The sequence below is a fragment of the Chengkuizengella sediminis genome, from assembly GCF_010078385.1.
In the GTDB taxonomy this organism is placed as follows: domain Bacteria; phylum Bacillota; class Bacilli; order Paenibacillales; family KCTC-33759; genus Chengkuizengella; species Chengkuizengella sediminis.
This window is the reverse complement of sequence record NZ_SIJC01000001.1, coordinates 1-25,500: the sequence shown is the minus strand read 5'-3', so window position 1 is coordinate 25,500 and position 25,500 is coordinate 1. Positions and strand designations below refer to the sequence as shown.

20 protein-coding genes and 2 pseudogenes are annotated in these 25,500 nt (G+C 36.2%); 8 read left to right on the top strand and 14 right to left on the bottom strand.

Annotation, left to right across the window (positions count from 1 at the left end):
* Positions 1-13 precede the first annotated feature (13 nt).
* From EPK97_RS00105 to EPK97_RS00090, 4 genes are all read right to left on the bottom strand, one after another.
* Complete coding sequence (locus tag EPK97_RS00105) at positions 14-352, bottom strand: hypothetical protein (protein WP_162034573.1); 339 nt, start codon at positions 350-352, stop codon at positions 14-16.
* Positions 353-443: 91 nt separating this feature from the next.
* Positions 444-1,025 carry a histidine phosphatase family protein gene (locus EPK97_RS00100; RefSeq protein ID WP_162034572.1) on the bottom strand — a complete coding sequence of 194 codons (582 nt, stop codon included), beginning with the start codon at positions 1,023-1,025 and terminating at the stop codon, positions 444-446.
* A gap of 9 nt (positions 1,026-1,034) precedes the next feature.
* On the bottom strand, positions 1,035-1,619 hold the full coding sequence (locus tag EPK97_RS00095) for a C39 family peptidase (RefSeq protein ID WP_162034571.1): 585 nt from the start codon (positions 1,617-1,619) through the stop codon (positions 1,035-1,037).
* Positions 1,620-1,657: 38 nt separating this feature from the next.
* Positions 1,658-2,695 (bottom strand): hypothetical protein, encoded by a 1,038-nt coding sequence (locus tag EPK97_RS00090; protein ID WP_162034570.1) that lies wholly within the window; start codon positions 2,693-2,695, stop codon positions 1,658-1,660.
* A gap of 243 nt (positions 2,696-2,938) precedes the next feature.
* Here EPK97_RS00090 and EPK97_RS00085 point away from each other — a divergent pair, with 243 nt between their 5' ends.
* Together EPK97_RS00085 and EPK97_RS00080 are read left to right on the top strand one after the other, a co-directional pair.
* Positions 2,939-3,082, top strand: coding sequence for a hypothetical protein (locus EPK97_RS00085; RefSeq protein WP_162034569.1), 144 nt, complete (start codon positions 2,939-2,941; stop codon positions 3,080-3,082).
* A gap of 137 nt (positions 3,083-3,219) precedes the next feature.
* Positions 3,220-3,474: a YkgJ family cysteine cluster protein gene (locus EPK97_RS00080; protein ID WP_162034568.1), complete on the top strand. Its 255-nt coding sequence runs from the start codon at positions 3,220-3,222 to the stop codon at positions 3,472-3,474.
* A 222-nt stretch (positions 3,475-3,696) separates the two neighbouring features.
* Here the strand turns inward: EPK97_RS00080 and EPK97_RS00075 are convergent, their stop codons facing one another.
* Together EPK97_RS00075 and EPK97_RS00070 are read right to left on the bottom strand one after the other, a co-directional pair.
* The gene (locus tag EPK97_RS00075; RefSeq protein WP_162034567.1) at positions 3,697-3,984 is read right to left on the bottom strand and encodes a hypothetical protein; all 288 of its coding nucleotides are present in this window, start codon (positions 3,982-3,984) and stop codon (positions 3,697-3,699) included.
* A 69-nt stretch (positions 3,985-4,053) separates the two neighbouring features.
* The gene (locus EPK97_RS00070) at positions 4,054-6,264 is read right to left on the bottom strand and encodes a DNA topoisomerase III (RefSeq protein ID WP_162034566.1); all 2,211 of its coding nucleotides are present in this window, start codon (positions 6,262-6,264) and stop codon (positions 4,054-4,056) included.
* Positions 6,265-6,541: 277 nt separating this feature from the next.
* On the opposite strand from EPK97_RS00070, the gene EPK97_RS00065 reads away from it, so the two are divergent.
* A complete protein-coding gene (locus EPK97_RS00065) occupies positions 6,542-7,093 on the top strand; it encodes a GNAT family N-acetyltransferase (RefSeq protein ID WP_162034565.1) in 552 nt (183 codons plus the stop codon).
* 95 nt (positions 7,094-7,188) lie between these two features.
* Here EPK97_RS00065 and EPK97_RS00060 read toward each other — a convergent pair whose 3' ends face one another.
* The 5 genes from EPK97_RS00060 to EPK97_RS22080 all read right to left on the bottom strand — a co-directional run bounded on the left by EPK97_RS00060 (position 7,189) and on the right by EPK97_RS22080 (position 16,195).
* A complete protein-coding gene (locus EPK97_RS00060) occupies positions 7,189-7,758 on the bottom strand; it encodes a recombinase family protein (protein WP_240903648.1) in 570 nt (189 codons plus the stop codon).
* A gap of 233 nt (positions 7,759-7,991) precedes the next feature.
* Positions 7,992-10,550, bottom strand: a complete 2,559-nt coding sequence (locus EPK97_RS00055) for a hypothetical protein (RefSeq protein WP_162034564.1) — start codon at positions 10,548-10,550, stop codon at positions 7,992-7,994.
* Between the two features lie 595 nt (positions 10,551-11,145).
* Positions 11,146-13,989 (bottom strand): hypothetical protein, encoded by a 2,844-nt coding sequence (locus EPK97_RS00050; protein WP_162034563.1) that lies wholly within the window; start codon positions 13,987-13,989, stop codon positions 11,146-11,148.
* 238 nt (positions 13,990-14,227) lie between these two features.
* Complete coding sequence (locus EPK97_RS00045) at positions 14,228-15,598, bottom strand: YncE family protein (protein ID WP_162034562.1); 1,371 nt, start codon at positions 15,596-15,598, stop codon at positions 14,228-14,230.
* Positions 15,599-16,069: 471 nt separating this feature from the next.
* A complete protein-coding gene (locus EPK97_RS22080) occupies positions 16,070-16,195 on the bottom strand; it encodes a hypothetical protein (RefSeq protein WP_276609456.1) in 126 nt (41 codons plus the stop codon).
* 239 nt (positions 16,196-16,434) lie between these two features.
* Here EPK97_RS22080 and EPK97_RS00040 point away from each other — a divergent pair, with 239 nt between their 5' ends.
* The 3 genes and pseudogenes from EPK97_RS00040 to EPK97_RS00030 form a co-directional block, all read left to right on the top strand.
* Positions 16,435-16,947: a hypothetical protein gene (locus EPK97_RS00040; protein WP_162034561.1), complete on the top strand. Its 513-nt coding sequence runs from the start codon at positions 16,435-16,437 to the stop codon at positions 16,945-16,947.
* Between the two features lie 663 nt (positions 16,948-17,610).
* The gene (locus tag EPK97_RS00035; protein WP_240903647.1) at positions 17,611-18,270 is read left to right on the top strand and encodes a Tn3 family transposase; all 660 of its coding nucleotides are present in this window, start codon (positions 17,611-17,613) and stop codon (positions 18,268-18,270) included.
* Positions 18,271-18,680: 410 nt separating this feature from the next.
* Positions 18,681-19,573: pseudogene (locus EPK97_RS00030) on the top strand (Tn3 family transposase); the annotation flags it as partial.
* A 170-nt stretch (positions 19,574-19,743) separates the two neighbouring features.
* Here the strand turns inward: EPK97_RS00030 and EPK97_RS00025 are convergent.
* Entirely contained in the window at positions 19,744-21,828 is a 2,085-nt protein-coding gene (locus EPK97_RS00025) for a hypothetical protein (RefSeq protein WP_162034560.1), read from the bottom strand.
* 1,082 nt (positions 21,829-22,910) lie between these two features.
* Positions 22,911-23,549, bottom strand: a pseudogene (locus EPK97_RS00020) (IS6 family transposase).
* Positions 23,550-23,679: 130 nt separating this feature from the next.
* Between EPK97_RS00020 and EPK97_RS00015 the strand changes: the two are divergent.
* Both EPK97_RS00015 and EPK97_RS00010 read left to right on the top strand, forming a co-directional pair.
* On the top strand, positions 23,680-24,261 hold the full coding sequence (locus EPK97_RS00015; RefSeq protein ID WP_162034559.1) for a recombinase family protein: 582 nt from the start codon (positions 23,680-23,682) through the stop codon (positions 24,259-24,261).
* A 51-nt stretch (positions 24,262-24,312) separates the two neighbouring features.
* On the top strand, positions 24,313-24,900 hold the full coding sequence (locus EPK97_RS00010) for a TetR/AcrR family transcriptional regulator (protein ID WP_162034558.1): 588 nt from the start codon (positions 24,313-24,315) through the stop codon (positions 24,898-24,900).
* Positions 24,901-25,265: 365 nt separating this feature from the next.
* Here the strand turns inward: EPK97_RS00010 and EPK97_RS00005 are convergent.
* Positions 25,266-25,500 (bottom strand): hypothetical protein (locus EPK97_RS00005; protein ID WP_162034557.1); only part of this gene is annotated, 235 nt, incomplete at its 5' end.

The following is a 25,500-nucleotide window of genomic DNA, read 5'->3' as shown; positions in this document are numbered from 1 at the left end:
TTTAATTCATTATTTAATCTTCAAATATCCATTTTTCCCCAAATGGGAATGTTTGATCATGTATATCATTTACTTGATTAATCCCTCTGTACCAAGCTATCAATTGATTTCCTGACTTCTCATATTTAATTTTATAAATAATATTATCTCTATCACTTTCATCTTCAAATGGAGAACTTTTTGGATTAGCTTCACTTACCTTTATTACCTTTCCTCCGATTGATGTGATGACACGATCGATTTCATCTAAATGTTTCCCTTTCAACTTTTGAAAACCCATGACAATAGATACTGATATGACAATTACGATAATTGTAAAAATAATTACTAAGAATGTTGTTTTTTTGTTCATCATTTTCCACCTTAATTAAGTATAGATATAGATAAGTATCCATAAATTATATCACTTAATTTAATTTAGGTGGAAAATAAATTGATAGATTTCATCTTCCATTCAGATGTTGTATACAATTGTATAATGGACATTCCCAAGATTCCTTTTTATAATTAAGAATTGTAATTGAAGTATTATCAATATAAGTTTTGCTAAATCTATGGGGAAGTATTTTTTGCAATGTTATCCCTATAAGAGCTCCGTGACTAATGACAAGAATTCTTTTACCACCATAAGATTCTAAAATTTCTTTTAGAACTGATTCTCCTCTAATGGCTACATCTTGTGAGTTCTCCATTTCTATATCAGCTTCACGCCAATTTAATCCCCATTTTAAAACTCTTTCATCTTCTGTTAACCCTTCGATTTTTCCACAGTTGATCTCTATTAATCTATTATCATATTTGAGATTAGAAATATTCAACGTCTTCCCAATAATTTGAGCTGTTTCTCTAGCTCTGGAAAGTTTACTTGATATCATTAAATCCCAATGTTCCCCAAATAATCTAGTTGCAACACATTGGGCTTGTCTTCTTCCCATTTCGTTAAGCGGGATATCAGATTGTCCTTGTGCTCTACCTTCTATGTTCCAGTCCGTGATCCCATGCCTTATCATTCCAATAGTAGTCAAATTTCCACCTCATCTTTTGCCAAAACAAATCCCACGCCCAGTAAAACTACTGAAAAATCTTTCTTCGGTCACGACACTGTCACCTTCACCCCACTTTGAAGGATCACGGAAAGAAATCGTCGTCCCTTGATTATTGTGGAAGCCGCATACAACTACAAGATGTCCACCTTTTCTACCATCCTTAGGAAATGTCTCTGTTATGGAGACTATAATAGGCCCTGTCTTTTGAAGAACATCCTGAAGATGCTCACCATTTTTTATATCAATAGGTGTGCCTTTTAATCCATACTCTGCTCCAAGTTCAGCAAGTCCTTTATGAATCCATCCTTTAGAACAATAGGCATTTTGTTCTAACCCTTTTATAAGTAATTCATATTGAGAAGGAACTTTTTCACTAAAATGGGAAATCATCATACGAAGACATGCGAGTCCACAACATCGTTTTCCCCAATAATCTGAACCCTTACCTTCACAAAGAGTATTATCTGGCCATTCATCTGCTTCGAAATGTTGAGAATACCGAGTTACATTAAAACAATAGTTCATTCCATTGTCTGAGTTCATTGCATTTTTAAAACTCTTTTCTGAATTCATAATTTGATTCTTCTCCTTACACGTTAATTTGAAGGTCATCACCACAGTTTATAAATTCCTGTTTTTATACTTAACCCCCAACCAAACATGCACTCATGATTGATGATTTCTGCACGAATTGTATTAACCCCTTTACGCCATCGAATTGGGATGGCAACATGGTCAGATCGAATTCTCCCATCACTCTCAGGTGGATTCCATAAACATTCCCCTTGATATACCTCTACATTGTTAATCCATAAACGGATCTTATCACTATAACCTAATAGTAAATTTGTATCTACATTCTCTGACAAGGAAAAGATGCATTGCAATTGCACAGCCGTATCTTTTTCAGTTAAGGTATATAATCTATTTAAATTTAATATTCCATTTTCTTCAACAGTAGCTTTTATCCAATCTTTATGAATAAGAGGCGGATCTTGATATAAATAAGGCTTTGATATCATCCATTCCGTAATAAAGGTATCATATGCTAGTTTTTGAAAATCAGATTGCAATCTATTTTTTATAGATATAGGGTCAATTTTTTTCACGGAAAAGTTACTTATATAACAAGGTAAATTTCCCCAAATTCCAATTTTACCAACAGAGCTACCGAGCTGAAGATTGCGAATTACAAGCTGTGGAGAAGTTGAATCTCCTACGTAAACGGAAGCACTATTTAATTGAACCTCCAAACTAAGTTTAATCCACTTCCCTATCGGTACCAATGCAGGTGCTTGATAAGAAGAGCCATGATATATTTGCCATGTACTCGATCCTTTCATAATTGGATCATATTGAATTTCACCCATAGTTGTATTATTTCCAGGCGTGATATAAACCAATTCATAGTTTTTTGAATCACGTGCGCCAAATACAAGTCCTGCAAATCCAATTGATTCTGGAAATGCAACTTCCGCCTCTAAACGATAACAGTTCATATTAATATCATCACTAAGTAAGACAGGATTTGTGTGCAATTCTTCAAAATATAAAGCTTCTCTTCCGCAGAAAACTTTAGGTTTAGCACCAGACTCTCCAAGATTAAAATGTTCTATGTTGTCTATTAATTCCCATTTTAATGTAGACATAACAAACACCTCTCTACTAAGAATTAGAACATACTTTGAAATGATGTTAGTAAGCAATTAATGTATAGGAAATAAGATCAGTTCAACCTCGATAGTTGCCCCTCCTATTTGCTTAATAAAAAAGGATACTAAGATGAATTGAATAAAATATAAAACACTATAGGTATACTAAGGAGTTTATTTAATGATAGAGAAATCATATAGAAAATATATATTTGAAGGAACTAAGAGAAATGAAACTAGTTGGTTTTCGATAAACAAGTTGTTAATCCAACTCTTCAAGTTGAAACATTTATTGCAGAAGATAGTAGTGAGAAGAAAGATAATACTAGATTAACTGACAGATTACATTTAGAAATATTTATTGGCAAGATACAGAGAATATAAATGTAAAGTTGAGTGATACTATAATGTTATCATATCCACTTGTATAAAGCATCTATATTTTTGTAAATCCTACTTTCCTCCCATTAGTTAAGATAAATATGTTATGATAATATTTTCTAAAAAAATGAGGTGAAATAATGGATTGTAGAATTGGTTGTGCAGCATGTTGTATCGTCATCTCCATCTCCTCTCCTATTCCAGGTATGCCTGAAGGAAAACCAGCTGGTATGCGTTGTGTTCAACTATCGCATGATAATAAATGTAAACTATTTGGAAAAGCAGAACGACCTGAAGTATGTAAATCACTTAAAGCATCAAAAGAAATTTGTGGTGAAAGTAACGAGGTTGCGTTTAAAAACTTAGCTATCTTAGAAAATGACACTAGCCCTTAATCAGACTCTGTCTGATTGCAACAACAGTTCTGTAGCTCCAATTATATCATGTTTTTGATAAGACTAATATTCCCTATGATGAAATATTAGTCTTAATATGTCAAACAGCAAATAGTAAGGATTCGGGTTAATTCTTGTAATTTTACAAGTAGAAATTATACCTCCAACATCTGGAGGATCAGCTGTCGATTTAAATATGTGATTCTCCTATAGTTATCCTATTTATTTCACAGTTTTGTTTTCTTTTCTCCATTTCCTTTCATAAAATGCCCACATAATTAAACCATATAATAATCCGATCATTAAACCGTTTAGTAGAACTGCAATCACACCGGCAATCATATTTTGTAATGTGAAAATATTTGAAAAACCTACATCTCTACTCATATTAAAAACTACGATAAGAATTCCTACAGGAAATCCATACGTTAATATACCTTGTTTCCAAATATATTTTATTTTCCCTTTTTTTCTGATTGTTCCCCAGTCGTTACGTTTAGTTTCCTTCATCTTTTTACACCCTCCAAAACAATTTATCATCTAGGTTGCAAATATTTTATCATGCATTATTCAATGTATTTATTTTAATTTCAGTTTTGCTAATGCATCAGCAAGAGCTGTATTTATAGGTTCTTCATCTTTTTTACCTTGTTTTTTCATATATTGAGATACATCTCGTTTGGATGCTTTGCCTTGTTGTTCTTTTTCCTTTCGTTTCTGGAAGGAAGATAATTTTTCTCTGTAACTACAACTACAAACAAAAATTTGACCTTCTCCTTCACCTCTTAATTCCATTTTTTTCTTACATTGAGGACAACGTGCATTTGTAGTTCTAGCTACATTTTTACGGTGTCCACAATCACGATCCTGACAGACAAGCATTTTTCCTTTTTTTCCGTTCACAGCAAGCATTGGTTTTCCGCAATCTGGACATCGAGTCGTAGTCATATTATCATGTTTAAACTTTTGTTCACTTTGTTTTATCTCTAAAACGACTTTCTTAGCATAACCTCTCATATCCTGTACAAATGTTGTCTTTGCTAATTTCCCATTGGAAATGGCCATTAGTTTCTGCTCCCATTGTGCAGTTAACGCAGGTGATTTGAGCTCATCAGGAACTAAGTCTAATAATTGCTTTCCTTTAGATGTGATATGTAGATACTTCCCTCTTTTTTCAATCAAGAATGTACCTATTATCTTTTCAATAATATCTGCTCTCGTGGCAACCGTTCCAAGCCCACCTGTTTCTCCTAATGTACGAGCTAAGGAAGATTTCCCCTCTTCTATATTCATGAATTTTTGGGGGTTTTCCATGGCAGAAAGTAATGTACCCTCAGTGAAATACTCTGGAGGTTTCGTTTCTCCATGTGTTTTTTTCAACTGATGTACGTCTAGCTTCTCCCCTTTTTGAAACGCTGGCAAAGTCTGATCTTTTTCCTGCTCGTATTTTCCATCAGCATCTAATTCATCAACATAAGACTTCCCATATACTTCTTTCCATCCTGAAGAAAGGACTCTCTTCCCTCTTGCAGTAAATATCGCTTCACCTATTGTGGCACTTACTACAGTTTGTTCAAACTCCATAGGCGGACTTAAAATCGCAAGAAATCTTTTAACAACTAAATCATATATTTTCAGCTCTTTATCGTTTAAATCTCTTAAGTTTACTTTTTCCTCCGTTGGAATGATCGCATGATGATCAGAAACTTTACTATTGTCAACAAACGATTTGTTTGGCTTAATATTAGTTTTTAATAACTTAGAAGTCACTTCTCTATAAGGAGTTATGGAACAAGCACGAATACGATCTTTTAATGTATCAACGATGTCCGATGATATATATCTGGAATCGGTTCTTGGATAGGTTAAATATTTGTGCGTCTCATATAAACGCTGCATAATGGACAATGTCTCTTTTGCAGAGTAACCAAACATGCGGTTTGCGTCTCTTTGTAATTCTGTTAAATCGTATAATGCAGGAGCATAACTTTTCTTAGGTGTCTTTTTTACATCCTGTACGATTAACGATTGGTTACCTAATGTAGACAACAAACGATCTATATAAGTTTCATCAAAGTTTCGAGTTTCTTTTGTTTTTCCCTCTTGCCAAGTAAATTTCACTGCAGATTTAACTAATGCTGACAATCCATAAAATGATTTAGGACGAAAAGATCTAATCTCTTCTTCACGTTTTGCAATTATAGCTAATGTTGGGGTTTGCACTCTTCCACAAGATAATTGAGCATTAAATTTACAGGTTAAAGCACGGGTACCATTGATACCCACAACCCAATCTGCTTCAGAACGAGCAGCTGCAGAAGCATATAAATTTTCATATTGTTTTCCTGGTTTCAGATTGCGAAAACCATCTTTAATTGCTTTATCTGTAACGGAAGAAATCCAGAGTCTGTGTACTGGTTTTTTAATATGAGCTTTCTCGATGATCCATCTAGCAACCAATTCTCCTTCTCTTCCAGCATCCGTTGCGATAACGATGTCTTTTACATCTTTTCTACTCATTTGTTGTTTTACAGATTGAAACTGCTTCGACGTTTTTCTAATGACGACTAGCTTTAGTTTTTCTGGGAGCATGGGTAAGTCATCCATCCGCCATGTTTTATATTTATCTTCATAAGTTTCCGGATCGGCTAAAGTAACTAAGTGACCTAATGCCCATGTCACTATATAATTTGATCCTTCAATAAATCCATTTCCTTTTTTATGACAATTTAACACTCTTGCTATATCTCTTCCTACAGAAGGTTTTTCTGCAAGTACTAAAGTTTTCATTGAACATCTCTCCACAACTTTTGTATATAAAAACAATAAACTTACTATACCATATTCTTGTTTATGTTTTGAAATCGTATTGAAATTAAAGTAATTGACATAAAATGGTATGATTGTATATACTAGTTCAACATACTATCAATGAGCAGAAAATAAAGATAAAAAAAAGTCTGAGTTATGTGTAAATTGTAAATCTGATGATCATCAAATTGTGGATGATACTTAGGGAAGTATCTTTGGAGGATTCTGAACTTGTAATAAATAAGGGAGACAAAATATGTTAACCAATCAAAGTATTGATATACATTTATTAGAAACTACTCATGCTGAGGATTTATTAAAACTCGAATTAAACAACAAATCGTTTTTTCAACTTTATACTCCTTTAAGAAATGAGAAGTTTTACACTTTAGAGGGGCAATGGGAAAGAATTAAGAAAAGTATTTTATATGCAAAAGAGGATGCAGGATATTCATTCGGAATCTTTCTTAGAGACAGTAAAAAATTAATTGGGAATATCACATTATCAGAAGTAGTCAGAAGTGATTTACAAAGTTGCTGGTTAGGTTATTATTTAGACAAACAACAAAATGGAAACGGTTATATGACTGAAGCAGTGAAATTGGCTGTTAACTATGCTTTTAAAGAACTGAATCTACATAGAATAGAAGCGGGGGTTATGCCCCATAACAAGGGGTCAATCAAAGTATTAGAAAAAGCAGGCTTCCATAAAGAAGGTATTGCAAAAGAAAATGTAAGAATTAATGGTAAGTGGGAGGATCATCAGACACTTGCAATAATTAATAGTGAATATGACATAAACCCATGAACACTTTTTGAAAAGTAGTATTTGGGTGTTTTTGCACATCCCCCCGAAAAGGTATATTAACGAAATAGCAATCCCCCCCAGTATAGCGATTACCTCTACTCTCTTTTTAATCCATATTTTTTTACCTCACGATATAGAATTGATTTTCCAACCCCTGTACTTTCTTCTATTTCCTTAATCGTCTTTTCACCTTTCTTCCATAATTGTATAGCTAAATCTACCTTCGCTTTCGACTTCGCCTTGCGACCTAGCTTAATACCTTTACGTTTCGCGTTCTCTAGCCCTGCATTTCGTTTTTCTGTGAGTAATGCTCTTTCGTTTTCAGCGAGTGCTGATAGGATAGTTAAAAATAGCTTCCCGTTTCTGTGTGTCGCTTCAATACCTAGTTCGATTATATATAAGTGAATGTTTCTTGTTTGTAGATCTTCCACTAGTTGTAATAGTTGCTGTGTATTCCGTCCTAAACGATCAACTCTGGTTACCACAATTGTGTCATCACTTTGAGTTTGTTTTAGTAATTTTTCTAATTCTGGACGTTTGAAGGTTGCCCCAGTCATTTTCTCTTGAATAATGAGATCACACCTTCTAGCCTTTAATTGATCTATTTGTGTTTCTAGGTTTTGGTCTCTACTTGAAACACGTGAATATCCATAAACCAGGTGCAAAGTAAAGTTTAATTTATAGAGCAGCTGGATTTCATCTTATCAAATTTAATCCATAGTACATACTGCTTTTCCAAGGGAAAAGCTTCGGTTGATTGTTGATAAAAAGCGCAATTTAGAATCTATGTAACACTGGGGTAAGCGTGATTGAATACAGGAAGCAATATTAAAAACAACAAGACCTACAGTTTTGAACTGTAGGTCTTAGATGTTTATTCTAGGGGCATATCATCCAATTATTTCTTCTTTGAACTAGAGGGCTCAGCGACAGCTATTCCTTGGACGCCATTTCCACCAGAAGGAACCGTTGCGATTAACGTATTATCAGACGTTTGAAAGACTTCTACGGAATCATTTCCTTGATTGGAGTTATATACACGAGTCCCGTCCGAATTAATTGTAATTTGTTGAGGGCTAGCACTAATTTGTACTTGTTTAATGACGGTGTTACTTGCTACTTCAATGACATTCCAAGTGCCAATGGCTACAAAAGTTGTACTCCCAACAGCATATAAAAATTCAGAGGATGGGGAGGCGACAATATCTCTGACAAAATTTAATCGCTCAATCGAGAACGTCGATACGATCGTATTGTCAGAAGTTCTAACGGCTGTAATAAATTGAGTGTTCCCTACCACATAAACGAATTGTCCATCAGGAGTAATAATGACGTTTTGAGCATTTTGCTGTACGGTTACGGTATCCACAACGGTTTGGTCCGATACTCTGATTACAGATAATATTCGATTGTTACTGATAACATAAACAAACTCACTGTTTGGGTCACCAGCAGCTACGGCAAAGGGATTTCCGGATACAGGGATCGTTTGAACGACCGTGTTCGTCGATGTTTGGATAGCCGAGACGGTACTGCCAATAGTATTCGTCACGTAAACAAACTGTCCATCTGCCGTGATATCGATATTGTTAAAAAAGTTGAATATATTCCCTTGACCTACTGGAATATTGACAATGACCGTGTTATCCGAGACACGTATGACAGAAACAATAGATGCACTGATACAGTACACATAAACAAATTGTCCATCAGGAGTAATGACAAGGTTTTGTGACCCACCCTGTACTCCGACTGTATCGATCACAGTATTATCAGACACACGTACGACCGAAACCGAAGCACTATTGGTATTCACGATATAAGCAAATTGTCCATCAGGAGTAATTGCTACTCTAAAGGGTTGGGTTTGCGTAGGTTCTGTCGTAATCGGTGTATTCGTTTCCCCATCGATCGCTGTAAAGTTATTTGAAAACTGATTCGTCACGTAAATGGTTTCCATTATCGCAGGGCAACTGATCGTAGTCGATTCAGTAGCGGAAACGGGAATATTGTTGACCGTGGTAGAAGCCGTGATAGTGGCCGTTGTGCTCTCTGTATCTGGTGAGATTGTGACGGTGGAAGAATAATCTCCATTTTCATCCGTTGTTGCTGGATTAGGACTAAAACTTACGCTATCAGGTTCTGAACTACTAAAGGACACTTCTGCTCCCTCAACTGGTGATCCGTTCTCGGTAACGGTCCCTGTGATCGTCCCTTGACATTCGATCTCTTCAGGTACGTTTAAGGTAATGCTAGGGGTAAGGCAACTGATCGTAGTCGACTGCGTATCTGAAACGGGTATATCATTGACGGTAGTAGAAGCGGTGATCGTAGCTGGTGTACTTTCTGTCCCTGGTGTGATGGACGCGGTAGCGGTATACTCTCCATTTTCATCTGTTGTAGCGGGATTGGGATCAAAGCTAATAACCGTTGTGTCCGAACTACTAAAGAACACTTCTGCTCCTTCAACAGGTGATCCGTTCAGGGTAACGGTTCCAGAGATGGTTCCTTCGCATTCAATCTCCTCAGGCACGTTTAACGTAATACTAGGAGTAGGGCAGCTGATCGTAGTCGACTGCATATCGGAAACCGGTATATTATTGACGGTGGTGGAAGCTGTGATCGTAGCCGTTGTACTTTGCGTTCCGGTTTTGATGGACACGGTAGCGGTATACTCTCCATTTTCATCTGTTGTAGCGGGATTGGGATCAAAGCTAATAACCGTTGTGTCCGAACTACTAAAGAACACTTCTGCTCCTTCAACAGGTGATCCGTTCAGGGTAACGGTTCCAGAGATGGTTCCTTCGCATTCAATCTCCTCAGGCACGTTTAACGTAATACTAGGAGTAGGGCAGCTGATCGTAGTCGACTGCATATCGGAAACCGGTATATCGTTGACGGTAGTAGAGGCCGTGATGGTAGCCGCTGTGCTTTCTGTTCCTGGAGTGATGGAAACGGTAGCGGTATACTCTCCATTTTCATCTGTTGTAGCGGGATTGGGATCAAAGCTTATAACCGTTGTGTCCGAACTACTAAAGAATACTTCTGCTCCTTCAACAGGTGATCCGTTAAGAGAAACGGTACCGGAGATGGTTCCTTCACATTCAATCTCCTCAGGCACGTTTAACGTAATACTAGGAGTAGGGCAGCTGATCGTAGTCGACTGCATATCGGAAACCGGTATATCGTTGACGGTAGTAGAGGCCGTGATGGTAGCCGCTGTGCTTTCTGTTCCTGGAGTGATGGAAACGGTAGCGGTATACTCTCCATTTTCATCTGTCGTTGCAGGATTGGGATCAAAGCTTATAACCGTTGTGTCCGAACTACTAAAGAACACTTCTGCTCCTTCAACAGGTGATCCGTTAAGAGAAACGGTACCGGAGATGGTTCCTTCGCATTCAATCCCAGGAGGGACACATAACGTAATGACAAGTAAATCTGATTGGTTTTGTGACATAAAATGCAAATCTCCTTTTTAATTGTTTTTGTAATCATAGAATATAAACTAATGTATTGTATGCGTAATTTTGATGAGGGTGTAATAATGATATTTTGTGCATTTGGTAACAGTTGCCCAGTTATGATCGTATCGGCAACAATATACCCGTTTACGATACCGATAAAGGACCTACAGTTTGAACTGTAGGTCTTGATATTTTTTAGTAGCACTGTAGAGGTTGGAATAGGGACTAATTAGGGTGTAACCGCTATTCCTTGCCCTCCATTTCCTCCAGCAGCCACTTTTGCGATTAGAGTATTATCAGATGTTTGAATGACTCTACTGAATCAGGATCTGAATTCGATACATATACACGTGTACCGCTCGAGTTAACGGTTACTTGCTGAGGGGAATTTTCTACTTCAACTTGTGCAATGAGTGAATTACTTGCTACTTCGATGACATTCAACGTGCCAAATGGTTCAAGAGATTGATTTGCTGTTACATAGACAAATTCAGAGGATAAGGAAGCGACAAGATCGGTTGAAAAGTTAGCGTTGAACTGTAGGTTTTGAATCTTTGTAGGAAATTACAGAAATGTGGGAATAAGGAATTAAGGAGTAACCGCTATACCTTGCCCACCGTTCCCGCCAGAAGGGACTGTAGTGAGTAGTGTATTATCAGACGTTTGAATAACATTTACAGAATCAGGGGCGCTATTTGACACGTATACCCGTGACCCGTCCGTATTAACTGTCAGTTGTTGAGGATCATTTCCAATTTGTACTTGAGTAACGACTGTATTCGTTGCTACATCAATGACATTAAAAGTTCCAAATCTCAAAAAGACTTGGTTGGCAATTGCATAAACAAATTCAGAGGATGGGGAAGCGATCACATCTGTTACAAAGTTTGCTCTGCTTAACCCTACGCTACCAACGACCGAATTGTCAGAAGTTCTAACGGCTGCAATAAATTGACTGTTCCCTACCACATAAACAAATTCACCATCTGGTGTAATAATGATATTTTGTGGATTTGGTGACAGTTGCCCAATTATGATCGTATCGACAACCGTTTGATCCAAGGTTCTAATCACTGACACGATTTGGTTATTGCTGATCACATAAACAAATTCGCTGTTTGGTTCACCAGCAGCTATTCCAAGTGGAAGGCCAGTAACAGGGATCGTTTGAACGACCGTGTTCGTCGATGTTTGGATAGCCGAGACGGTACCGCTAGTAGTATTCGTCACGTAAACAAACTGTCCATCTGCCGTGATATCGATATTGTTAAACGTATTCCCTCGGTTTCCTTGTTCTACAGGAATAGTGGCAATGACCGTGTTATCTGATACACGTATGACGGACACAGCAGGTGCATCGATACAGTACACATAAACAAATTGTCCATCAGGGGTAATGACAAGGTTTTGTGATCCTCCCTGTACAGCGACAGTGTCGATCACGGTATTATCAGACACGCGTACAACGGTAACAGAGGCACTGTTCAGATTGGCTATATAGGCAAACTGCCCATTAGGGGTAACGGCAACTCTAAAGGGTTGGGTTTGCGTAGGTTCTGTTGTGATCGGTGTGTTGGTTGCCCCGTCGATCGCTGTAAAGTTATTTGAAAACTGATTCGTCACGTAAATGGTTTCCATTATCGCAGGGCAACTGATCGTAGTCGATTCAGTAGCGGAAACGGGAATATTGTTGACCGTGGTAGAAGCCGTGATAGTGGCCGTCGTGCTCTCTGTATCTGGTGAGATAGTGACGGTGGAAGAATACTCTCCATTTTCATCCGTTGTTGCTGGATTAGGACTAAAACTTACGCTATCAGGTTCTGAACTACTAAAGAACACTTCTGCTCCCTCAACAGGTGATCCGTTCTCGGTAACGGTTCCAGAGATGGTTCCATCGCATTCAATCTCCTCCGGAACGATTAAGGTAATGCTAGGAGTGGGACAACTGATCGTAGTTGATTCAGTAGCGGAAACGGGAATATTGTTGACCGTGGTAAAAGCCGTGATAGTGGCCGTCGTGCTCTCTGTATCTGGTGAGATAGTGACGGTGGAAGAATACTCTCCATTTTCATCCGTTGTTGCTGGATTAGGACTAAAACTTACGCTATCAGGTTCTGAACTACTAAAGAACACTTCTGCTCCCTCAACTGGTGATCCGTTCTCGGTAACGGTCCCTGTGATCGTCCCTTGACATTCGATCTCTTCAGGTACGTTTAAGGTAATGCTAGGAGTAGGGCAACTGATCGTAGTCGACTCTGTGTCGGAAACCGGTATATTATTGACGGTGGTGGAAGCTGTGATCGTAGCCGTTGTACTTTCTGTTCCTGGAGTGATGGACACGGTAGCGGAATATTCCCCATTTTCATCTGTCGTTGCAGGATTGGGATCAAAGCTTATAACCGTTGTGTCCGAACTACTAAAGAACACTTCTGCTCCTTCAACAGGTGATCCGTTCAGGGTAACGGTTCCAGAGATGGTTCCTTCGCATTCAATCTCCTCAGGCACGTTTAACGTAATACTAGGAGTAGAGCAGCTGATCGTAGTCAACTCTGTGTCGGAAACCGGTATATCGTTGACGGTAGTAGAGGCCGTGATGGTAGCCGTTGTGCTTTCTGTTCCTGGAGTGATGGAAACGGTAGCGGTATACTCTCCATTTTCATCTGTCGTTGCAGGATTGGGATCAAAGCTTATAACCGTTGTGTCCGAACTACTAAAGAACACTTCTGCTCCTTCAACGGGTGATCCATTAATGGAAACCGTTCCTGTTATGGTACCTTCACATTCAATTTCCTCAGGCACGTTTAAGGTAATGCTCGGGGTACTTGAAGGACAACTTATTGTGGTAGATTGAGAATCGGAAACGGGAATATTGTTGACAGTAGTCGAAGCTGTGATCATGGCATCTGTACTTTCAGTATCTGGTGAGATCGTAACGGTTGAGGAATAGTTGCCATTCTCGGTCGTTGCAGGATTCGGGTTAAAACTAATAACCGTTGTGTCCGAACTACTAAAGAACACTTCTGCTCCTTCAACGGGTGATCCATTAACGGAAACCGTTCCAACAATGGTACCTTCACACTCAATCTCATCGGGTACAATTAACGTAATGCTAGGAGTGGGACAACTAATAACGGTAAACTGAGTATCGGATCCAGGAATATTATTTACTTCAGTTGAGGCGATGATCGTGGCGACGGTACTATCCGTACCGGGTGCGATCATTACGGTAGCGGTATACTCTCCATTTTCATCCGTTGTTGCAGAGTTGGGATCAAAACTGACAGAATTCGGCGCTGAACTACTGAAGCAAACTTGTGCTCCTTCCACTGGTACTCCGTTCAAAGTAACGGTACCGGAGATGGTTCCTTCGCATTCAATCCCAGGAGGGACACATAACGTAATGACAAGTAAATCTGATTGGTTTTGTGACATAAAATGCAAATCTCCTTTTTAATTGTTTTTGTAATCATAGAATATAAACTAATGTATTGTATGCGTGATTTTGATGAGGGTGTAATAATGATATTTTGTGCATTTGGTAACAGTTGCCCAGTTATGATCGTATCGGCAACAATATACCCGTTTACGATACCGATAAAGGACCTACAGTTTGAACTGTAGGTCTTGATTTTTTTTAGTAGCACTGTAGAGAGGTTGGAATAGGGACTAATTAGGGTGTAACCGCTATTCCTTGCCCTCCATTTCCTCCAGCAGCCACTTTTGCGATTAGAGTATTATCAGATGTTTGAATGACATCTACTGAATCAGGATCTGAATTCGATACATATACACGTGTACCGCTCGAGTTAACGGTTACTTGCTGAGGGGAATTTTCTACTTCAACTTGTGCAATGAGTGAATTACTTGCTACTTCGATGACATTCAACGTGCCAAATGGTTCAAGAGATTGATTTGCTGTTACATAGACAAATTCAGAGGATAAGGAAGCGACAAGATCGGTTGAAAAGTTAGCGTTAGGTAATTCGATTGAAGAAACAAATGTGTTATCTGAAGTTCTAACGACATCTACAAATTGAGCGTTTCCAATGACATAAAGAAATTTGCCATCTGGAGTAATAATTAAGTTTAGAAGGCTAGGTGTCTCGACTTCCAAATCGATCGTGTCTACAATTGATTGAGTCGATGTGCTGATGACTGAAATAATTCGGTCATCACTCAAAACATAGACAAATTCGCTGTTTGGTTCACCAGCAGCTACTGCAACCGGAAACTCTGGTGCGATGATCGTTTGGACAGAATTATCCGACGTTTTGATGACGGAGACCGTACTGGCATTGGTATTTGTCACGTAAACAAATCGACCATCTGTAGTAATATCAATATTGTTAAATGTGTTTTGCCTGCTCCCTTCTTCTACTGGAATATTTTCAATTAGTTTGTTATCAGCTACACGTATGACAGACACAGAAGGTGCATCGATATTGTATACATAGACAAACTGTCCATCGGGACTAATGACAAGGTTTTGAGATCCCCCTTGAACATTCACTTTATCAATAACGGTGTTATCTGACACACGTACAACGGTGACAGAGGCACTGTTGAGATTAGTTATATAGGCATACTGACCATCAGGGGTAACGGCAACTCTGAAGGGCTTGCTTTGAGTATCTTCTGTCGTGATACGTGTATTGGTTTCACCATCGATTGCTGAAAAATTATCTGTAAACTGATTCGTAATATAAATAGTCTCCATTATAGCAGGGCAACTACCTACCGTAAAATCAGTAGCGGATATGAGAATATTATCGACTTCCGTAGAGGCAATGACCAAGATAGCTGTACTTGGAGTATCTGGTGCAATCGTCATACTAGACGTATAGTCCCCATTCTCATCCGTTATCGCTGGGTTTGGATCAAAACTAACGTCACTAGGTTCTGAGCTGGTGAGAGTTACTTCGGCCCCTTCTACTGGAAATCCATTATTAGTAACAGTACCAGTAAGCGTTCCTTGACAAGTAACCTGCTGAGGTAAGTTAAGTGTGATACTAGGGAAACAATCTGAATGAGATTTTGACATGAATTTAAATCTCCTTTTAAGTTTTTTTGGTGAAAAAGGTAAGCCAAGTAATCAAACTAAGATATTATATGCGCTTCTTTGAAAATGGTTTTACTGTTTTGGGGATTTTGTGGTTTGTAAGTCATCAAACTCTAATGTCACCAAACATCAAGATCAAGAAAGGTGTTCTCTCGACAGAATAAAATAAAGAAGACCTTTTCTGTGTATAGTTACAAGAATAGATCTTCCTTTTTATATCGACTCATAACTGTGATTAATAATTGATACAAAGCGATTAATAACTAGGCTCTTAACATTAACACATTATTAATGATTCATATATGGTACAGAACTTAGTTTACAATATAATTACAAACTAGTTGCTTATTAAATAGTAGTTCTTTTTAATGGTCGTTTATAGGACTATTCTGATTTTTTCTTAAAATCAAAAATCTATAAAATGTGAACTTTTGTTCTGATTATGCACTTACCTCAGGACATTGGATGAGGAGAAGATAAAGCACATACATTTAACATTCGATCAAAGATATTGTTCGGATTAAAACGTCGATTAAAACGGAAGCAAAACTCATCAAAATATTCATCGAAATGTCCCAAAGTACTCAAAACTCCTTCTAAATTGTATTTGAATTTGAGCAGATATTATAAACGTTAAAAAGATATTTTGACTGTCGGTGGACCCAGATTCAAATATCCGCTAATGCCAGTCGTGGAATTAACCATTGCTAATTATGATCAAAATTTATTTTAGGTGTTTAACTCACAATAAATACCCAATCAAAACAGCTCTTTAACTCATATACTATCTTAACTTACAATGAAAGGAGGTTATTTTAATGGGAGCTTTCGACAAAACAATCTGTGATTGCTGCGTCTGTCCGATGGAGTGTGTTCTAAAACAATTGGAAGAGCTATCTATTCCACTAGTTAATATAATTGATAGTAGCCTTATGGACAACATTTCTAATGCCACTATACAAGCTGTTGAAGATTTTGTTCTCTTTACTAATAATGGTAATGTACCTATCCATTCTATCTTTTCAGTTGGTTTTGATTCCGCGTCTGATCCACTTACATTAAAACAACCTAAAAATGACAAAAAAGGTAAGTGTGCATGTATAGAAGACCCAGCAACTAATATGCTTAAAAATATGATAGGAAGTTTTGCGGTTATTAGTAATACAATTGCAGGAACAGTATCGAGGGTCGGAGAAGGTATCCTTATATTAGAAAATGCTGCTGATAGTTTGGGAGGAGTTTATGACTTTGCTGTAGTTTCCACATGTTTAGTAGGTATAGTTGATCAAGATTTGAGATGGGAAAGTAGATCAAATGATCCTTCTAACTAGCTAAACACGGTTATTTTTTAGAAGTGATTTATATTGTCAAGAGGCGATTGAAAAGAGCTGGAAGAAAAACACAAGGTATTACAAAGAAAATCTCGTTAACCAATAAGAATGGCAAAAGGTAGAGGAATCCAATCCAGTAGCTGCATACTTAAAGATTGAGGACTAAATAAAAATTCAACTTAAAACCTCCTTTATGCACTTTTACTTTGTACATAAATACAAAGTAAAAGTGTTGATATCTAGTGTTTATTCATTTTTTCTTGATTTCTTGAAAGGATGGGCAAAAACACTCTTCTAGTAAGATCAAAATACTTCGATTGGAAATTTTTGTGGTCAATTGCCATTTTAATTCCTCTTTATATTGTATCATTTGACTAATCAGATGTCGGATTATTTGATTCAAGATATAGAAATTGGGATAAAATATTAAATCAGCTGGTCATCTTTTACCCCAATTTAGAAGAATATGTGTAAATTTAGCTTTTGAGTTTTTTCTACTGCGAAGTTTTATACATAAAAATATTTACATTCCCAGTAATATCAAGGATTCAAGCCAACTATTTAAATAGACATACATTTACCTTCTTCATAAAGTCCATTTAACAAGGTATATTGTCGAAATCCCAAGCCCTATACAAGCCGTCATTGCTGCAAAACATTCAGATGATCCTCTTCAGAAATAACATATATCCACCTGTCGTCCATAGCGAACGAATATACGATTACTATGCAGAAAGCAATCAAAACATGAAAAAAGCTGGTGAAGTGCTTAAAATATTTACAGATGATCAGATTCCAGCGAGTACCCCTTTTCAGGATGTTCAAGATCAGGCATTTGCTATCCTAGAACGTCAAAAACTTAAATCCATAGTGGATCAGATCACCACAAATACGAAATTCGATGAAACTTCTTTCCAATTGGAACATATTGATTATTTGGCTAGGCGGTTCAAACGATATTTACGACCTATATTTATACTGGTCGATTTTGTAGCCCCTTCGAGTACAGATCCATTGATTGAAGCAATCCATTTTATGAAAGCTGCTTTTACTAAGAATAAAGCGTTAGGACAATTGAAGGCATTGAATCGAGGGGAAAGTTATCATAAGTTACGCAAAGCAATAGCCTATGCTAATTTCGGCAAACTACGCTTCAAAAACGAAAATGATCAATATATATGGGGGGAGTGCAGTCGCTTACTCGCCAACAGCATTATTTATTTCAATGCTAGTATTTTATCTAATATGCTCGCTTATAGAAAACAATGGTCAAGATTCAGATGTTATGAAACAAATTTCTCCAGTTGCATGGCAACATATTAATCTCTACGGAAGATACGAGTTTAATAAACAACAAGAGTCTGTTGACATGGATGCAATCATTCTAGAATTGAGCCAATCAACAGCTATACCAGAAATGAAGTAATCAATGTCCCCCTCTTAGGTTATTCAAATCTCAAGAGGGGGTCTCCTTAACATACCATTTCGGGGGGATGTGCAAAAACACCCTATTTACTATCAATTTTGATATAGGGTAAATGATTTGGATATGAATCATCAATCAACTTCGTTAAATGTTGACTACTAAGATTTAAATACTCGCTTAGTTCATAAGCCTTTAGGCCTAGTGACAGGGTTACTGCTCTAGTCCGCAGGGTGATACCAATACCAATAAAAGTAACGATTTTTTTTGAAGTGTTGTTGATGCTCTCTATTACGTCTGTTTAGGTCAACTAAAACAGGAGATTTCCAAACGGTGGTGGATGGTAAAACTTGTCGATATGATTAAGGAAACAGATTTACGAATGGGGTTTACAGATGCCTTTCAGACATTAGCTACCCATGAAAGGTTAAATAAATCAGATATTCGAAAGCGATTGATCCTCAGTCTTTATGGTCTGGGGAGTAATACAGGGCTTAAACGAGTATCAGCTGGTAATCAGGACGTGAACTACAAGGACTTGCTTTATATTAAGCAGTAGCATCGATGATCGAGGGACTTCTTCGTCATTGTACAGATAAGGAATAGACCGTAATTATGTAGACACACATGGTCAAAGTGAAGTTGCTTTTGCTTTTTGTCATTTATTGGGGTTTCGGCTGATGCCTCATTTCAAAAATATTGGATCTCAAAAGTTATATAAACCTAATCATAGGGTGGGTGATGCATATGAATTTACTACCTGCTATGGCTAAGAACCCCATCCATTGGGATTTAATTCAACAGCAATATGATCAAATGATTAAATACGCAACTGCAATTCGATTAGGGACAGCTGAAACTGAAGCCCTCCTTAAACGATTTAGTAAAAACCCAACTCACCCTACCTATAAAGCTCTGAGTGAACTGGGGAAAGTAATTAAAACCATTTTTGTGTGTGAATGCTTACAACATGAAGAGATTCGCAGAGAAATTCACGAAGGACTTAATGTCATAGAAAATTGGAACTCAGCAAATCATTTTATCTTTTTCGGAAGAACTGGTGAAATTCAAAATAACCAGCCTAAAGAGCAAGAAAATGCTATTTCTCTTCACTTACTACAAAACTGCTTGGTATATAACACTCTAAAAATCCAAAATGTGACGAAAGAGATGCTGGGTCTACCCCTTGTAGTTCTTTTTGATAATAATTTTAATCAGAAGGGATATCGCCATTTGACGATACCCTTTAGTAAATCATCAATATAATGTAATTTTATTATATCTATCGGTTGATTAAGAAAAAATTGCTATCTCATGTATACAAGAAGGGTGGTTTCTTTTAACAATGCTAAGTAGTGATTCATCTTATTTATTTAGCGAGATACTTGTATATAATCTACATTATCATTAGCAGGGGTACCTGTATTGATTACATCATCTCTTAAATCAGGGTCAGAGCCATAAACTTCTCTAATACTTAACCATTCAGGTATATCTGTACCTAGGACCAACCTATAATCACCAATGATTATATACGAACTTAATTGATTTTCAAAATCAAAATCTTCTAACATGTATTGCCCAGGCTCATCAAAATAAATAACCCTTCCTCCGTAATTTACATCTTCGAAAAGATAAACGCCTTCAAATCGTACGGTAACTGGTGCACTGAATTCTCCTGTAAAAATTGTATCTCCTCCTTCATAAACTTTTAATCTTACACTATATTCATGAGGCTCTGACATCTCTGAAGGATCAAGTTCATGTGTAAAAGATCTGTATGCTGTTTGAGTCACATATTCTCCATCTCGGTATATTTGATAATTAAAGAATTGTCCTGCAAAGTACTGCTCCATAATCTCTGCATGATCCCAAGTTAATTGAATTCCTCCTTCAACAGTTTCTGCATTTACATTCTTTGCTGTTGTTCCTAGAGCAGAAATTGTAACTGGATTACTCGTTCCCACTGGAAATGGGGCAATTAATCTTACACTATATTCGTGAGGCTCTGTCATATCTGAAGGTTCAAGGCTCTGTTCATAAAATTTTTCGATTGTTTCATTAACGAGTTCTCCATCACGATATACTGCAAAGCTATAAGTTTGTCCAGCCAAATACTCCTCCAAATTCCCTAGAAGATCCCATGTTAATTGAACTCCTCCTTCAATGACCTGTGCATTTAAATTCTTTATTATTGTTGCAGGTACTGTAATGGGATCACTCATCTCCCCTAAAAATGGGGTAATCAATCTTACACTATATTCGTGAGGCTCTGTCATCTCAGAATAATCAAGTTCATCAGTATAAGATTTCGTGTTCAATACACTATCAATAAGTTTTCCATCACGGTATAATTCATAGCTATAAGTTCCTACCAAATACTCTTCCATAAACTCAGAATGATCCCACGTTAAGTGAAATCCTCCTTCAACAACTTCTGCATTTAAATTTCTGGCAATAGCAGGTCCTATATAGTCAATTTGAATTAGTCTAAAATTGTCATTAGCATAAGAAATGGATGGTTTTATATCGACCATAAATTTATCAGGAGTTATTTGTTCTAGATATTCTATATAATCTTGTAAATTTTCACTAGGGTCTACAGTATATTGACCCATTAATTGGTATATGCCAGCAGCAAAAGGAATTCCATTTGGATTACTTTCTCCAAAATTATAAGTAGTAGTATTTGAATCGGTTTCTGTAATCGTTTGAGCGTTGGAGAACGTTTCAGTTAGCGAAGCATTAACTTCTGCACTGACTTTGGCAAAAGGTCCGCCTATTTCTGTGCTAAGTTTTACACCCAATGTCTCAGCCAATGAATAGGCTTGTGATGCACTAAAACCACTAGATAAAGTATAAGCTTCAGAAATCCTTCCACCATTAGAACTTGAAAGCGTTTTATTATTTACCAATTTCCAATACCCATCAAATTGAATTTCTGTATCTTGAGTATATGTGTGATTTACAGGTAAACGAACTTCTATAATATCATTAGGTAATAGGTATCCAAGAAAAATATTATTTTTCCAGAAGTACCAATCTTTAAACCCATATTCTAGTGCATTATACATCTTTATTTCTGCATTTGTAGGTATTACAGCAAGTAAGTGGTCTTTTTGAAAAGTATATTGTTGAGGATCACCAGTAGTTATAACTACTGTTACATAATCGAGGGGTAATCCTGTTTGGTTTGTAGCATAATTTTGAGTATCTGAAGGAAGTCCGATATTATAAGAATTCCAAGGTAATAATTCCTGCAATGGTGGAAGTATTCCAGATAATTTTTCATTACCATCAATCTCTATCATTTTTCCATTTTCTAGCTTGAGATCTTTTACAGTAATATTTTGATTTCCCATTTCTGATGCGCTAACAATATCAGGTATCAGATTCGTTAAAACTAACATTGAAACTAAAGCTGTAATAACAAATAATGTTTTTAACCCTTTTTTCATCTTGTATATCCTCCCAATTATTTTATGATTACATTAAATCCCAGCAGAAAACGGATTCTTCTATTGTCTACTTAATCCATTTGAGTCCAAAATATGTAATACCGTTGCATTTTACCAATCTTAACTATCAATTTTAAAAATCTTATTATATTTCCTAGGACTACTAAAGTGTAGGACTCTTCCACATTAATTTAATTTCCTGGATACTCAGCATTACTTTCAACCCTTCTACTGTCAGTAACAAAGTAAAAGCTATTGTAAACATTAAAACTATGTTCATTTTTTATTTCCTCTTTGATTTAAAAATATATAACTGGTAAACATCGTTGAAGATACTGATTAACCCCACTATTTGGAAATGAACACTTAGTAATGAAAGCGCTAACAATAATGTTAATTGAACTTGAACACCTTTATACCCATGTTTGAGGTTTTTTAAAATAAGTGTAAATAATAGATATATATATCTATTATTTATACTTGAACGATATAAGAATAAACCACTATAGAAAAAACAAGGGAACTTTTTCTTGATTTCTCCTTTCCTATTTTTTAGAAATATTCCTTATTTCTTTGATCTTTCATAAATACGCTAAGCATCACCCACTTTCTTATAGTGATTTTTTTACATTATTAATTATTGGTAAAATAGATATTAATATCTATCATAATATATAATTCTGGGGATGTAAAGTCCCTTTTAATTGGAAATGATACAATTTGTAGTAGCTAGTATGGCACAAATGAGTTTTTCAACTAATCATCTTTGATCAATCATGATTGCCATACGTAACAATCCTGCCCTTTAATTCAAAACAATTATTTCTAAATTGGACAAGCAGTTATTCCATTAGATGATCCTTATCACAAAGACTCTCTTCTCATTTTTTGAATCTATTATTTAATACTCCCTCTACCACAACTGATCCCCGTCTAAATTAATAATACGTATGGCCCGTGGAACCAATGATCCCGTCCACAAAACAGTTCACCCCCAACTTGTAGAAACATGTTTGAGGCGGTTCTGGTGCAAAAACATTTTGATAGAGACATAGAGCCACTAATTCCGTTCTATTGACCATTTATAATGCAATTCCAAACAATTTATGTAGGAATTCAACTTCATTTTGGTCAGTCTTCACCTTTGGGTGAAGCTGTCCTTTTTTCAACGGCTTCCACAACACTCAATATAGAATTGGCTGTTTCAAACGACTTAAATCCCAACATTGGACGCACACGTTTCTTAATAAACGATGGTCTTGTTCTACGATATTATTGAGATATTTCACTTGCCTTATTTGAACACAACCAGGTAAAATTTTCTCTTCTTTTAACTCTTGAATAGCTACAGGATAGGCTGGGTTCTTGTCTACCGTGATGACACGAGATTTACTATTATGAGAAGCAGCCAAAGCTTTCTTGAAAAAGCGCTTGGCTGCTTGTTTATCTCTGGTTTCACTTAGATAAAAATCAATCGTCTTTCCTTCTGAATCCACTGCACGATATAAATACATCCATTTTCCTTTTACCTTCACATACGTTTCATCAACTCTCCAAGAATCATTGGCTGTTTTCAGATGACGGCCGACTCGTTCATCTTATTCAGGTCCATATTGATGCACCCATCGCATAATCGTGGTATGAGCAATAGATAAACCTCGTTCCTAAAAAATGATTTTAGGTTGGGAATGCTTCCATTTAAATAAATTTTCGTTTTCCATACCAATCACACACCTTTTTATTTGCATAATATTTCACCATAACCTACCTCTTGTTTTCATTTAAACCATAGTCTAAAATAAATAATAATACAAAACATATTTAAATTTTAGATGAAACTGGAGTGAAATAATGTCTATTATTGGATATGCACGTGTTTCTACTAAAGATCAAGGTCTAGAAAATCAAATGGAAGCTTTAAATGAATATGGATGCGAACGAATTTATTCAGAAAAACAAAGTGGTATAAAATCAGCTCGAGAAGAGTTAATAAAAACCTTAGATAATTTGAGAACAGGAGATTCCTTAGTCGTTTATAAAATTGATCGACTTGCTAGATCCACATTTGATTTATATAAAATCGCACGAGAATTAGATGAAAGAAGTATTTCTCTGGTATTCATTAAGGAACAAATTGATTTCTCTACTCCATCTGGTAAATTAATGTTCACCATGCTTGGGGCGATTGTAGAGTTTGAACGGGATCTTATCAAAGAGAGAACAGCTGAAGGAAGAGAACGAGCAAAAGCACAAGGAAAACATATGGGCAGACCTTCTCAAGATCCAAAGAAAATACAGCAGGCATTAATACTATATAATGAACGTGAAAGTAATGGAATGAGGTTAGATGACATCGTAAAAAAAACAGGCATACCACGTTCTAGTATTTATGCTGAGGTGAAAAAAACAAAAAAAGTTAATTTAAATGAATAGGAAGAAAGAAACCTTATATTAAAAAATAATTTTTTAAAGGAGTGAAAGATTTTGGGTAAATTATCTACTAAAGAAAAAATAATCAATGCTTCTCTTGAATTATTTTCTGAGAAGGGATATAAAGCAACAACGATAAAAGAAATTGCTGAAAAAGTAGGAATGAAAGAACTCACCGTTTATCGACATTTTGGCAAAAAGGAAAAAATTCTTGAACGTATTAATACCATGATTACGACACCTCTTCCAATCATCGAAAGTTACCTTGAAAATGAAGCTGTGTATCATCTAGAACAAGACTTATCTAAAATTTTGACTATAATGGAAAGAGAGCTTAACAAAAATAAGCAGATCATTAAATTCATCTGTAGAGAAAAAATTGACCTTCCCGATAAATATTTGAATGGGAAAATTTTAGTGGAGTATTTTGATATCATGAAGCAAAAAGGAAAGATCAAATCTTCTTTTGAATATGAATCATTAACTTTATTATTTTTTTCAAGTATCTTAACGTCTTTTATTTTAAAAGAACGATTTAAAAATGAAAAAATTGCATTTTTAATCGAGAATGATCAATATAAAGAAACGATAGTGAGTCTTTTTACAGAAGCATTAAAATCAAATAATACAGTTCTAAAATAAAAACTGTAAGTTATTCGAACTTTTAACTTGGTGATAGTTACCTTAACTAGACATAAAGAGTGACTTTGCAGTATTCAATGTATGGTTGCTCATTTTCCATTTCTTAAATACAAGTTTTTTATATTTTTCAGTTATATAGTATTTATTATAGTGATATATAAATATTGGAAAACGCAGTGCAACAGGGAGAAATGAGTAGTCCAGTTATGATGTCAGTTGGAGATAATGCAATCTCTTTCTGAAAATATTGAATCAATTATGAATACACTAATTAATATAGGATGTGGGTAACATGTAATACCTGAGTCCAATAAAATTGAACTCAGGTGGTGAAAAGTTTAGATTACGTGTAGCTTGAATTAACTTTATGATTGTGGGTCTGAAACCATAATCAAACCTGAGTCATATAAAACGTTATCCCAGTTCGCCTTTACATATAATCTTAATTGATAATTATGAGGCTGACCATCATAATTTTCATCCGTGTACGTGGTAGACGAAATTTTAGAAGTCCCCATATACTCCCCATCTTTATAAGCATAAACAAAATAATACGGTGTAAAACCGTCTTCATGATCCTCAGAAGCAAGTTCATCACCG